10 protein-coding genes and 4 pseudogenes are annotated in these 13,306 nt (G+C 46.3%); 9 read left to right on the top strand and 5 right to left on the bottom strand.

Annotated features, from left to right (window positions below; genetic code table 11):
• Positions 1-60 precede the first annotated feature (60 nt).
• A complete protein-coding gene (locus JCM23214_RS15020) occupies positions 61-819 on the top strand; it encodes a GNAT family N-acetyltransferase (RefSeq protein WP_025899657.1) in 759 nt (252 codons plus the stop codon).
• A 1-nt stretch (position 820) separates the two neighbouring features.
• Here JCM23214_RS15020 and JCM23214_RS21220 read toward each other — a convergent pair.
• From JCM23214_RS21220 to JCM23214_RS14995, 5 genes and pseudogenes are all read right to left on the bottom strand, one after another.
• A pseudogene (locus JCM23214_RS21220) lies at positions 821-1,314 on the bottom strand (ureidoglycolate lyase).
• Positions 1,315-1,323: 9 nt separating this feature from the next.
• Positions 1,324-2,328, bottom strand: a complete 1,005-nt coding sequence (alc, locus tag JCM23214_RS15010; RefSeq protein ID WP_025899656.1) for an allantoicase — start codon at positions 2,326-2,328, stop codon at positions 1,324-1,326.
• 29 nt (positions 2,329-2,357) lie between these two features.
• Positions 2,358-2,869: pseudogene (uraD, locus tag JCM23214_RS15005) on the bottom strand (2-oxo-4-hydroxy-4-carboxy-5-ureidoimidazoline decarboxylase).
• Positions 2,866-3,783, bottom strand: a complete 918-nt coding sequence (puuE, locus tag JCM23214_RS15000; protein ID WP_025899654.1) for an allantoinase PuuE — start codon at positions 3,781-3,783, stop codon at positions 2,866-2,868. Before puuE ends, uraD begins: the two are co-directional and overlap by 4 nt.
• Positions 3,784-3,800: 17 nt before the next feature.
• Complete coding sequence (locus JCM23214_RS14995; protein ID WP_025899653.1) at positions 3,801-4,532, bottom strand: GntR family transcriptional regulator; 732 nt, start codon at positions 4,530-4,532, stop codon at positions 3,801-3,803.
• 354 nt (positions 4,533-4,886) lie between these two features.
• Between JCM23214_RS14995 and uraH the strand changes: the two genes are divergently transcribed.
• The 8 genes and pseudogenes from uraH to JCM23214_RS24860 all read left to right on the top strand — a co-directional run bounded on the left by uraH (position 4,887) and on the right by JCM23214_RS24860 (position 13,301).
• A complete protein-coding gene (gene uraH, locus JCM23214_RS14985) occupies positions 4,887-5,240 on the top strand; it encodes a hydroxyisourate hydrolase (RefSeq protein WP_025899652.1) in 354 nt (117 codons plus the stop codon).
• Between the two features lie 66 nt (positions 5,241-5,306).
• A pseudogene (locus tag JCM23214_RS21215) lies at positions 5,307-6,691 on the top strand (uracil-xanthine permease family protein).
• 108 nt (positions 6,692-6,799) lie between these two features.
• Positions 6,800-8,035, top strand: a complete 1,236-nt coding sequence (gene xdhA, locus JCM23214_RS21210) for a xanthine dehydrogenase small subunit (protein ID WP_199899651.1) — start codon at positions 6,800-6,802, stop codon at positions 8,033-8,035.
• Positions 8,017-8,265: a hypothetical protein gene (locus JCM23214_RS24875; RefSeq protein WP_199899650.1), complete on the top strand. Its 249-nt coding sequence runs from the start codon at positions 8,017-8,019 to the stop codon at positions 8,263-8,265. Before xdhA ends, JCM23214_RS24875 begins: the two co-directional genes overlap by 19 nt.
• Positions 8,258-10,584: pseudogene (gene xdhB, locus JCM23214_RS21205) on the top strand (xanthine dehydrogenase molybdopterin binding subunit). Before JCM23214_RS24875 ends, xdhB begins: the two are co-directional and overlap by 8 nt.
• Positions 10,581-11,651: a xanthine dehydrogenase accessory protein XdhC gene (gene xdhC / locus JCM23214_RS14965; RefSeq protein WP_025899651.1), complete on the top strand. Its 1,071-nt coding sequence runs from the start codon at positions 10,581-10,583 to the stop codon at positions 11,649-11,651. The pseudogene xdhB and the gene xdhC overlap by 4 nt, the downstream one beginning before the upstream one ends.
• A 97-nt stretch (positions 11,652-11,748) precedes the next feature.
• Positions 11,749-12,459 (top strand): ATP-binding cassette domain-containing protein, encoded by a 711-nt coding sequence (locus JCM23214_RS24865; protein WP_199899647.1) that lies wholly within the window; start codon positions 11,749-11,751, stop codon positions 12,457-12,459.
• Positions 12,390-13,301: an ATP-binding cassette domain-containing protein gene (locus tag JCM23214_RS24860; RefSeq protein WP_199899646.1), complete on the top strand. Its 912-nt coding sequence runs from the start codon at positions 12,390-12,392 to the stop codon at positions 13,299-13,301. The genes JCM23214_RS24865 and JCM23214_RS24860 overlap by 70 nt, the downstream gene beginning before the upstream one ends.
• The last annotated feature ends 5 nt before the right edge of the window (positions 13,302-13,306 follow it).

Below are 13,306 nucleotides of genomic sequence, written 5' to 3'. Positions count from 1 at the left end.
GCGAAAACCTTGCTAAATCCGCATCCACTTTCAAAACTAACTCAGAAAAGTGTTAGCGTCATGATCGAACTTATAGAAGCTCATTCTTTTCTCTCAACTCCTGCGGATAAAGAAGAAATTTATGATAGCTGGCTCTTACGCTTTAGCGCCTCACCTATTAAACGAGCCAATTCAGTAAATTTTCCAACGACCAACAAGCAAGCCATACCGTTGGCTGATAAAATTCAATATTGCGAAAATGCCTATTTCAACTTGAACAAGGCCTGCATCTTCAGAATTACGCCGCTAGCATTACCATCGGATCTAAGAGCAGAACTTAAAAAAAATTCCTATGTTGAGGCGGATCCTACTGACGTCCTTTTAATGAATATCGCGAATATGGATGCACTGGCTCAGTCAGGCGACTGTAAACTTGTAGATCGACTAAACGAGCGAGAATTTGAAGATTTTTGCAGATTAACCGGCAAGCAAAAACACTACAGAGGTGATTTCGCCAACTCGCTTAAAAATACGAAAATCCCGACATTATTTGCTTACAAAGAAGTTGAGCAACAGATAGTTTCGGTAGGAATGGCGACTTACGCGGAAAATCTGTTAGGTCTTTTTGAATTTGCAACACATCCCCTTTTCCAGCGCAAAGGATATGCGCTGGAAGTTCTCCTCAAGCTTTTGCAAGACGGATACCGGAAGGGTGCGACAAAAGCCTATGCGCAGGTGGTTCAGCAAAACCTGATTGGGCAAAAATTCTGGCGTGCGGCAGGCTTCAATGAAGAGTTATACAGCTATGTCTATTACATAAAAACCGAAATACCCACGTAAACTATGTCCGATCAAGCTCTATTTTTACATCATTACTAAAATAGAGCTCGTCGCAATTATCGCCATCTCCACCGCGATCAACTACCAAAAAATCGCTTATCCCATCAAGTGCGAGAACAGGATGATGCCACGTGCCCGCGTGATAATTCACCCTTGATCGGGCTTTGCAATAAATGCTTTAAGATCAGCAGGTTCAACAGTTTCACCCGCTTTCGCCACTAGCACCAAATATGGATTTTTGCTTAACGGTATGAAGGCCTGACTTCCACGCGGATGCCGCTCCACCAGCTTCACTTCTAGCGGATAGTCAAGTGGTGTCGCCTGAAATATGTTAATGAGCGCATGCCCACCATCAAGCAATTCAACCTTTGCCAAATCATGATAACGGCGAGTGGAGCCATTATTGATCAGAAAATAATCTGTACCATTGGTTTCGATTACATCCCCAAATGGCTCAAATGCCTCTTTTGTTAACGGCTCGACCTTCAGTTTCATCAGTAATTCCTATTTGCTGATCTTGCCAAACAGCCGCAAGCGGCTCACACCACCGTCTGGAAAGATGTTCAGCCTGACATGTGTGACCGGCCCAATGTTTTCGATTTCTTTTTCGAACTTATGAATGGCATCCATGCTGAGTTTCTGTTCCGGCAACAAAGTTTTCCAGAACATGCTTTGCGTGACCAGTGACTGATCTGTCCCGCCGGTGACGAATGCCGCTTGTAGAGAACAACGATCTGGAAAATTTCCTTTAAAGTGTGCTGTATCAATCTCAACAGAGGATATAACACCCGCATGACCGAGCTCGATAATTGCCCAGTCGTTACCGGGCTCGCGCCGACGTCTTGTTTCCCAACCGTCTCCCATATTAACCCCACGTCCGGGAGCAAGGAGGTTCGATGGCACCCCAAAATGCTGATTATTGGCGCAAACCGCGCGCCCACCATTTAGCATGGACGCCAGATCCACCAATTCTTCAGGGTCACGGTTATCCCAATTGCAATTCACGCGACCATAGACACGAAGCCGCGCTACGCCTCCGTCAGGAAAAATATTGAGGCGTAAATGGCTCCAAGTTTCATTACTGGTAACACGTATCAGATGATGACTATCGGGCCCTAGCGAAACAGCGGAGACAATTTCAGTCCAAACTGTGTTCTCGTCAGGTTCACCGTCCACATTGCACGCCTCTATGGAAGCCGCTGGCGGATAGTTACCTGTAAAGTGACTGGTATCAATATTGACGCCTTCAATTACACCTGGCAAACCGAGACGCACAATACAATGGTCATGCCCTTCCCCCCTTTTTCGGCGGCTTTCCCAGCCATCCATCCACTTTCCGTTTTCATCATATTTACCTTCAATGAATACTGGATCAGCAGGGTCAATCAGGCGGGATTTGTCAGCAAAAAAATCATCAGTTGCGAATATTACCTCAGCACCTAACCTGGGCTGAGCCAAATCCACACAATTTGTTAAAAAATCTGCCTCTTCGGGTAGAAGAAATGTCATTTTATACTCCAGTTTAATGGGCCACCGTCTTACAGATCCTGTAAACGGAAGCTGCAATTTTATCAATTTCCGCCAACGCAGTGGAAAATTCTGAATTCACGTCATTCGTCAGACGCTCTTTAAAGCCTTTTAAAATCTCAAACCGGTTGCTGTTACGAACCGCCTTTATGAAAGGGAAACCAAATTTTGATTTATAGGCAGCGTTGTATTCCTGGAAACGGGCAAATTCTTCTTCTGTACATTGCCCAAGTCCGGCAGCCGCTTGCTCAGACGTAGACTCCGCTGTTAACTCTCCGCGCACAGCAGCCTTTCCTGCCAAATCGGGATGAGCTTTGATTAGCTTCAGCTGTTCTTCATAAGTTGCAGATGCAACAACTTTCGCCATAGCTTCAGCAAGTTTTTCAACTCGATTATGATCCTCGTTCAGTCCCGCATCCCATACCCGTTCTGCGACCCAGGGAGAATGCTCATAAACACCCCCAAAAACTCCAACGAACTCTTCTCTGCTCATCTTTGAAGGTTTACATTTCAAGTCAGTCATTTGGTATCCTCAACTGGAAATTTTTTCTGCCAATGACGTGCAATTTCAATCCGGCGGGCGAACCACACTTGATCATAATTTTTAACGTACTCAATAAACCGTTTCAGTGCCGCTATGCGTCCAGGGCGTCCCACCAAGCGACAGTGCAAACCAACCGACATCATTTTAGGAGCAGCAGCCCCTTCCTCATAGAGCGTATCAAACGTGTCCTTTAGATAGGAAAAATACTGATCACCACTGTTAAAACCTTGCAAAGCGGCGAAACGCATATCGTTTACGTCAAGAGTGTAGGGAACAATCAGCTGTTTTTTTCCCGCGACATCTGTCCAATATGGCAGATCATCGTCATAGGCATCCGCATCATAAACGAAACCGCCCTCTTCCACCACCAGACGGCGGGTATTGGGGCTCGTGCGGCCAGTGTACCAACCCAAAGGCCTCTGCCCTGTCATTGCCTTGATAATTTCAACAGCCTTCTGCATATGTTCCCGTTCCACATTTTCGGGCACATATTGATAATTAATCCAACGATATCCATGACTGCAGATCTCATGGCCGTCGCGAAGGAAAGCTTCGACAACTTCAGGATTCCTCTCCATCGCCATCGCAACAGCAAATATGGTTAGAGGAATTTCCTGTTCCCTAAACAAACGAAGCAGGCGCCATACGCCAGCTCGGCTACCATATTCATAAATACTTTCCATACTGATATGGCGAACGCCCGGAAGCATATCTGCTCCGATTATCTCCGAGAGAAATGCCTCTGAAGCTTCATCTCCGTGCAGAATGCAATTTTCACCCCCCTCTTCGTAATTCAAGACGAATTGAACAGCGATGCGGGCATTCCCTGGCCAATTAGGATTTGGTGGATTCTCACCATATCCAATCATATCCCTTGGATAATCACGATCCATTTTCTTATCCCTGTTATTTATCCTTGCACTCCACCTGAAGCGCCAAATATTTCGTAAAGATCACTGGCTGCACCACGCCCATCCAAATTGAGAGATTTTTCAATTTCTTCAATATGCCGTTCCATCAGTGCGACGGCTTTATCTTCATCTCGTTCACGAATTGCCTCGATAATGTCAGCATGTTCATCACAAGAGCAGGACTGGTTCGCAATTTTATTACTCTGATACTGAATGTGGATAAGGGAAGTTCGTGAAACGAGCTCTCTTAAATAGTCAGCAAGCGTTCTGTTGGAAGCTATTTCCGCCAGTAGCAAGTGGAAATTTCCGGAAAGCGCTACCCAGTCGCTATGCTGCCCGGCTTCAATTGTTTTCGCTTCAGCCTCAAGATTCCGCTCAAGCGTTTTCAAGTCTTCCTTACTGTGGCTTTTCACAGCAAGCCTCATTATAGCCGCCTCCACTACACGTCTTGCATACAGAACCTCTCTGGCTTCTTCTGCAGAAGGCTCAGCCACGAAAGCGCCGCGATTTGGTAATATCTGCACCACTTTTTCATATGCAAGGCGTTGCAATATTTTGCGAATTACAGTTCGACTAACGCCAAAAATCTCACCCAGTGTATCTTCGGAAAGTTTCGTACCCGGAGTAAGCCGCTGCTGCAAAATAGCTGCAAACATCTGATCATAAATCTGGTCATCATGAACTTTGCGGCTTGTCTTCTCCGCATTATTGACTGTGGACGCAAACTGCATCGATACGTAATCTCTCTAAGATTGATGGAAACTTTGACAAACAATTTTCAACAATAAAGTATCTCTATTGTATACAATAAATCAAGAATTCTTTTTATTTGATTTTGCCCAAAACTCGTTCATTTGCTTAAATTTATGGCATTAAAATACCGATCAAGGCCCAAAAAATTCAATATTTGGTGCAATTTTTTGTTAAGCTCAGATTTTAAATTTCATACAAAAAATACAAAAACCGTAGACAATAATGAAAGACTGATGCATCCTCATTTTCAATATTTGACAAAATGATCAGAAAATCCGAACTGACAATCGGAGAACTGATTATCGCGTAAAAATGCAAAACAGCGAGAAGCAATGGGAAAGCTCACAACACACATCCTAGACACCAGTGCTGGTAAGCCGGGTAAAAATGTTCGTATTGAACTGTATTATCTGAACGGTGACAGTTGGGAACTTTTAAAAGAGACGGTCTCTAATGACGATGGTCGATGTAACGAGCCATTACTTGAAGGAGACATGCTGAAAACAGGTCAGTATGAGCTTGTATTTCACGCTGGGCAGTATTTTGATCAGGCGGGAATTGACCTGCCTGAACCCAAATTCCTTGACGAAATTGTACTGAGATTTGGGGTTCCAGATGCGACTGAGCATTACCATGTACCTCTTCTCATGTCACCTTTCAGCTATTCCACATATCGAGGTAGCTGAGTCTCGACGCCTGTTGAAGAGGGAGCGACAGGCGCGAGTTATCTTTTAATAGCAGGGGGCTATAAAATGAGTGAGATTTCACAAAGCACAAGTGATCCGGATCTGAATCCGGCACGACTGAAAGATCCGGACTACACTCCACCAATGCTGAAAGCAGTACCGCTGGGAATTCAGCATACGCTTGCCATGTTTGCGGGGAACGTAACCGTACCCATTATCATTGCAAATGCGGCTGGATTAGATGGAGCAGACAAGGTCTTTTTGATTCAAATGGCCATGTTAGCAGCGGGCATTGCGACGCTTCTGCAAACAATCGGAGCTGGCCCTATTGGCGCAAGGCTTCCTATCATGCAAGGAACCAGTTTCGCCTTTATTCCAGTTATGATCCCGGTTGCCGCTGCTATAAAAGGCACAGACGCGCTCGGGATTATATTTGCCGCGTCACTGGCAGGCGGTATTTTCCATTTCCTGATCGGAACGGTTATCGGTCGCTTCAGAAGGGCTCTCCCTCCACTCATAACGGGGCTAGTGGTTGCGACCATCGGCTTGTCCTTGCTGCCAATCGGCGTTGAATATGTCGGCGGCGGCAAATTTGCGAAATTTGTAACCAAAGATTTTGGCGCTTGGTATCATATTCTTCTTGGTAGTGCTGTTATTGTTATTATCCTTGGTGTGAAATTTCTCACCAAAGGTATGACTTCTGCTTCTGCCATCCTGATTGGTCTGGTTGCAGGCTATGTCATCGCGTTTCCTATGGGTATGGTGAAAACGGCTAACATTGCCAACGCGTCGTGGTTTGCGTTTCCCGAACCCTTGAAATACGGCCTGACCTTCACCAGCGACAACGTAGACACACAGGGGATTATTACAGCCGCGATTATCGGAATGTGCCTTATGGCAATTGTCTCCGCCATTGAAACGGTTGGTGATATTTCTGGCATTACAAAAGGCGGCGCTGGACGAGAAGCCACAGACAAGGAGATCGCGGGTGGCACGATGGCAGACGGCCTCGGCACTGCACTCGGCAGTCTTCTGGCTCCATGCCTAATACTTCATACAGTCAAAATGTTGGTGTTATTTCACTAACTGGCATTATGAGTCGCCACGTTGTTACGATCGGAGCTGTGGTGCTTATACTGGCAGCTTTTGTCCCCAAGATTGGAGCCGTTATTTCAGCCATGCCTTACGCGGTACTTGGCGGTGGTGCGGTCGTCATGTTTGGTATGATAGCGAGTGCAGGCCTGAACCTTCTGGGGGATGTAAAGATGAACCGCCGAAATATGGTAATCATCGCTGTTTCATTAGGGGTCGGCTTAGGCTTGAAAGCAGAACCAGATGTAGTGCAGATTTTTCCAAGTTGGGCGGAAATGATGCTCACTTCCGGACTGCTACCAGTGGCATTCCTGTCTATTCTTCTAAACGCAATCCTGCCGCAAGAAGATCACATATAACGATAATTGTTATCAAACGCCCCGACAGTTTGCTGTCGGGGCGACATTTAATTTAAGTGACCTATGTAAGTTATGAGTAAATCATTGCTGAAAACATCAGAGGCAAAGATGAGAAACAAAATTCGGTTTGTACAAAATGGGCAGATCCGTGAGCTGGAGAACGTAGACCCCAACCAGACCGTGTTGAACTTTCTGCGTTATGAGGATGCTCAGACAGGATCGAAAGAAGGCTGCGCTGAAGGAGATTGTGGTGCCTGCACCGTTGTGCTGGGAGAGCTGAAAGGCGATGAAGTTCAGTATCAAGCTGTAAATGCCTGCATCCAATTTTTACCGATGATTGACGGCAAAGAACTGATTACTGTTGAAAATCTAAAATCCGATGATGGCCATTTACACCCTGTACAGCAAGCTATGGTTGATGCAAATGCCACACAATGTGGATTTTGCACACCAGGTTTTGTCATGTCTATCTTTGCGGAAGCTCAGGGCAAAGCAAGAAGCGACCTGCAAAGCATAAACGATGTCCTTGCGGGAAACCTTTGCCGCTGCACAGGTTACGGGACAATTATTGAAGCCGCCAGAAACGCCGTCACCAGTGATACATCCAGTCATTTTCAGGCCAGAAAAACACTAACGGCGGAATTGTTATCAGAACTTGCCAATGATGAAATGCTGGCAACGTCGGGGGCAAATAATCAATTCTTCGCACCAACCACCACCTCAGAACTTGTCCAATTACTGGACACCCACCCTGAAGCCACCATTTTGGCGGGTGCTACAGATATCGGTTTATGGGTCACCAAAAAACATGAACGCCTCCAAACACTTATATATATTGGCCAAATCAAGGAACTAAAACAGATTTCCGACGAGGGCGATTTCATTCGTGTTGGTGCCGGGGTTAGTTATAGTGAGGCGTGGGAAATACTGCAAAGCCTGTCCTCCGATCTTGGAGAACTTATTCGCAGGATTGCATCTACGCAAATCCGAAATTCGGGAACCATCGGCGGTAATATCGCCAATGGATCACCAATTGGCGACACTCCACCAGCGTTAATTGCGCTGAACGCGACTCTGAATTTGCAATCCTCCAAGGGTGTTCGCTCTATTGCACTAGAAGATTTCTTCATCGAATATGGAAAGCAGGATCTTCTCTCTGGTGAATTTGTGGCAAGCGTTGACATTCCCAAAATCCAAGCACAACAGCGGTTCAGAACTTACAAAATTTCCAAACGCTTTGATCAGGATATCTCGGCCCTTTGTGCAGCATACAGTCTCCGACTGGAGGGTAATACAGTAGCGACATACGCATTTGCTATGGCGGAATGGCCGGAACACCTTTAAGGGCAACGAACACTGAACAAGCTTTGATTGGAAATGCCTGGTCCGAGGAAACTGTTTTAAAAGCAATGGCTGCGATGAGCAGAGATTACACGCCAATGACAGACATGCGTGCAAGTAGTGAATACAGGATGAAAACCGCACAGAATTTGCTCAAGAAATTCTATATTGAGACGACGACACCCGAAGCGAATACCCGCCTTGTTGGAATCGGGAGACTTGAAAATGCGTAATCCACCGCTAAGCGAAACTGTCATACGCGGTGCCGTAAACAAAAAGCTACCCCATGACAGTGCAATCAAACAGGTTTCTGGTGAAGCCGAGTATATCGATGATATTCCGGAACCGAAAGACTTGCTCCATTTATATGTGGCTCAAAGCCATATGCCCATGCGAAAATCCTGAAGATGGACTTACAGGCCGTTAAATCATCTCCGGGGGTAGTTGCTGTATATGATGCGAATGATGTGCCCGGTATAAATGACGCATCACCTGTGGCAGGCGATGATCCAGTTTTCGCTGAGGATATTGTCGAATATGCTGGTCAAGCTCTGTTTGTTGTCGCTGCGAACAGTATCCAAGAGGCGCGGGCCGCTGCAAAGCGAGCTGAAATTGAATATGAGGAACTTGAAGCCCTCGTCACCATTGACCAGGCTTTAGCCGCTGGCTCGTTTGTGATGCCAAGTAAAACACTTTTGCGCGGAAATCCTGAGCAAGCTATTAACTCCGCTCCGAACAGGCTTAACGGTCGATTTGAAATCGGAGGACAAGACCATTTTTATCTTGAAGGGCAGATTGCACTTGCCTATCCGCGCGAAGATGGCGATGTGCATGTTTTTTCCTCAACCCAGCATCCGACAGAAGTGCAGCACAATGTAGCCAAATTTCTGGATATTCCTGATCATTCCGTCACGGTTGAAGTTCGTCGAATGGGAGGTGGTTTCGGCGGAAAGGAAACGCAGGGCGCTTGGTTTGCAGCAATGGCTGCACTGGCTGCAAAAGATACAGGGCGCCCAGCTAAACTCCGACTGGATAGGGATGATGATATGATCATGACCGGAAAACGGCATGATTTTGTGATCGAATATAACGTCGGATATGACAATGATGGACGCCTTGACGGTATAGATTTTACATTTGCATCACGCTGTGGTCGGTCCGCCGATTTGTCAGCGGCCATAAATGACCGGACAATTTTCCATGCGGACAACTGTTATTATTTAAAAGATGTTCGTATTACTTCACACAGATGCAAAACACACACCGTCTCCAACACTGCTTTCCGCGGATTTGGTGGCCCTCAAGGAATGATAGCCATCGAACGTGTCATGGATGAGATTGCGCACAAGCTTGGGAAAGACCCGCTTGATGTTCGAAAAGTCAATCTATATGGCAAAACAGACCGAAATGTCACTCCATACCATATGACTGTTGAGGATAATGTTGCTCCAGAAATCATCAGGGAACTGGAAGAAAAATCCGATTACGCCAAACGGCGGGACGCTATTAGAAAATTTAATGAAACCAGCCCTTTCCTCAAAAAAGGAATTGCACTGACACCAGTCAAGTTTGGCATTTCATTTACGACCACATTCCTCAATCAGGCTGGCGCACTGCTTCATGTCTATACCGATGGCAGCGTAATGCTTAATCACGGCGGCACTGAAATGGGCCAAGGTCTTTTTATCAAGGTTGCCCAAGTCGTTGCACAAGAGCTTCAAATTGATATTGAACGGATCAAAATCACCTCGACACGCACAGACAAAGTTCCCAACACGTCTGCAACTGCGGCTTCTTCTGGGTCTGACATGAATGGAAAGGCAGCTCAGGCTGCCGCCCGTAAAATAAAAGAGCGCCTGATTAAATTTGCCGCTGATCATTATAACGTCGATCGCGCTGACATTATCTTCAAACCTAACCGGATTGATATTGGCGAAAAAACAGTAGGCTTCGCGGAACTTGTACAACAAGCCTACTTTAACAGGGTGTCATTAAGCGCCACAGGGTATTACCGAACCCCTAAAATCCATTATGATGCAGAAAACTACAGCGGTCGCCCGTTTTATTACTTTGCTTATGGCGCTGCTGTCAGCGAGGCTATAATCGACACCTTAACAGGTGAAAACAAAATCACACGCGTAGACATCATCCATGATGTGGGTAAAAGCTTAAACCCCTCCATTGATTTGGGACAAGTCGAAGGCGGTTTCATACAAGGCATGGGATGGCTGACAACAGAAGAGCTCTATTTCGACGAAAAAGGACTGCTTCGAACACATGCGCCCTCGACTTACAAAATCCCTGCATGCAGTGATCGACCGGAAATTTTTAATATGGAGCTTTATGAAAGCGGCGAAAACGTCGAAGACAGTATTCATAAATCAAAGGCAGTTGGTGAGCCCCCATTCATGTTGGCCATTTCAGCATTTAATGCCTTAACAGATGCTGTTTACAGTGCTTCCGATTATAAGTCCTTTCCCAACCTTGATGCTCCAGCGACACCTGAATGCATTTTAAAAGCAATTCACGAGCTTGACGGAAAAGTGACATGATTTCTTGGACTGAAATATTAGAAGAGCAATCTTCAGATCCAAACTGGATACTTGTCACAGTAGGCGCCGCACGTGGTTCTACACCGCGGGACAGTGGTGTTAAAATGCTGGTTGGTCCTACAGAGATACGAGGCACTATAGGGGGTGGCCAGCTGGAATATGTAGTCATCGAAAAATCACGAAGAATGCTCGAAAATGAGCTCGCTTCCACTCATGAATTGATGCAATTACCACTCGGACCGGAACTGACCCAATGCTGCGGTGGTTATACAGAAATCATGTTGGAAAAATTGAACTCAGCGGACCTCACCTGTTTCAATGACGTGCGAGTTGAACAGTCAGACTTTTCAGATTATGCGCTGATCACCAGCTGGACCGAAGATAAAGTCCAGCGCCAACTGTTTCCATATTCATCTGCGACACAGCATACCGATGCGGACTTTGCTTTAGCCCTTCAGGAAGCACAGGATTTTGGAACTTGCAGTATACTTGAAGCCAGCAGGTATTCCGGAGAATTCAAGTTGGTTGAGCCAATGGAGACAAACCGATTTGAACTGGTAATTTTTGGGGCAGGACATGTTGGCCGCGCGCTTGTTCATACGTTTGCAGCGCTACCATGCAAAATTCACTGGGTCGATAGCAGAGCGGCCGAATTTCCAAAGACCATACCGTTTAACGTTAAAAAACATACAGATATCAATCCAACCAACTTTGTTCAAAAGGCTGCAAAGGGAAGCTATTTTCTGGTGATGACCCACAGCCACAAACTGGATCAGGAGCTAGTTGCAGAAATTCTCAAAAGAAAAGACAGTGCCTATTTGGGGCTAATTGGATCAAAGACCAAGAAAAGCAGATTTTTCAACCGATTGAAAACCGCCGGTTTTTCCGATGCGGAGCTGTTGCAGGTAACTTGCCCAATAGGTATCACCGGAGTCGGTGGGAAACACCCTACTGAAATTGCGATATCTGTAGCAGCAGAAATATTGCAACTTCATGCACGGCGTCAGCATGCGGTTTCAAGTGATCAAGACGCCAAGGGGAATAAAGTTGCGTTTGGCGGCCATTAAGTCATGCGCAAATGTCAGGGCGGTGTTATAAATACCGCCTGGCAGCAGTAGTTATAAGGTGATCTGTAAAAGCAGACATCTGACGGGGAGACAATAAATGAGTACCGCAGGGAACGGCGAGCCACGACTGGAGCTTAACGGGATAACCAAGGCCTATCCTGGTGTTCTTGCCAATGACAGTATTGACTTGAAAATACTGCCAGGAGAGATCCATGCCTTGCTTGGTGAAAATGGCGCCGGCAAAAGCACATTGGTGAAGATCATCTATGGCGTTTTAAAAGCTGATAGCGGCAGTATCAAATGGAACGGCACGCCCATAAATGTTGCTAATCCACAAGCTGCCCGAAAACTCGGCATTGGTATGATCTTCCAACATTTCTCGTTATTTGAAGCGATGACAGTGGCTGAAAATATCGCTCTTGGAATGCCTGGTCGCCAGAATATGGCAGAGCTGTCCAAACGGATCGTAGAAGTGTCAGAAAATTACGGCCTACCGCTCAACCCAGCGCGCTATGTACATACGTTGTCCGTCGGCGAAAAACAGCGCATTGAGATCGTGCGTTGCCTGCTGCAAAATCCAAAGCTGCTAATCATGGATGAACCAACTTCGGTTCTAACCCCGCAAGAAGCAGATAAGATGTTCGAAACCCTGCGCAGATTAGCATCTGAAGGAGTGTCCATTTTATATATCAGCCACAAATTGGATGAAATTAAGCTCTATGTCATAAGGCCACTATATTGCGAGGCGGAAAATACATTGCGGAATGCGATCCCACGCAAGAGACATCCAAAAGTCTGGCAGAAATGATGATCGGCACCAACTTGACGACACCACGCCACGATGATGGATCAAAACGAGGACCTGTTCGCCTCAAAGTCCATAATCTGTCGCTGGATAGTCACGAACAGTTCGGCATTGACTTGAATTTGATTAATTTCGATGTTCGAGGCGGTGAGGTTATGGGAATCGCAGGAGTAGCAGGTAACGGACAGGTAGAACTGCTGGAAGTGCTTAGCGGAGAAATGTTGTGTGACGAGGCTGAACACCTGCTTCTTGAAGGTACGCCCATAGGCAAACTAAACCCCACCGAGCGGCGTGAATTAGGCATCGCATTTGTTCCGGAAGACAGACTTGGGCATGGCTCTGTTCCAGATATGAGCCTAACTGACAATGCTTTTCTGAGTTCGTATGGCCAGAAAAAACTCATTAGTAACGGCCTGATCAACCACAAGAAAAGCACTCAGTATGCTGAGGAAATCGTTGCTAAATTCGATGTTAGAACGGCAGGGGTAACACATACCGCCAGCAGCCTGTCCGGTGGTAACCTGCAAAAATTTATCGTTGGCAGGGAAATGCTTCAAGACCCTAAGCTGATCATTATTGCCCACCCCACTTGGGGAGTGGATGCTGGTGCAGCGGCTGCTATCCATCAAGCCATAATCGATCTTGCGGAAAATGGAGCTGCAGTTCTGGTGGTTAGCCAAGATCTGGACGAGCTATTTGCAATCAGTAATCGCATTGCTGTGATTGCAGAAGGACGCCTGTCAGTCAGTCGGGACATCAAAGAAATTTCCATCGAGCAGATTGGCCTGTTAATGGGTGGTACAGAGGGAAGCGGATCGCAGAAGGAAGCTCAAAGTGTTGCTTAAAATAG

Origin of the sequence: Sneathiella glossodoripedis JCM 23214 (genome assembly GCF_000616095.1) — a bacterium.
GTDB classification, from domain to species: Bacteria; Pseudomonadota; Alphaproteobacteria; order Sneathiellales; family Sneathiellaceae; genus Sneathiella; species Sneathiella glossodoripedis.
This window is presented reverse-complemented; position numbering and strand designations above follow the sequence as displayed.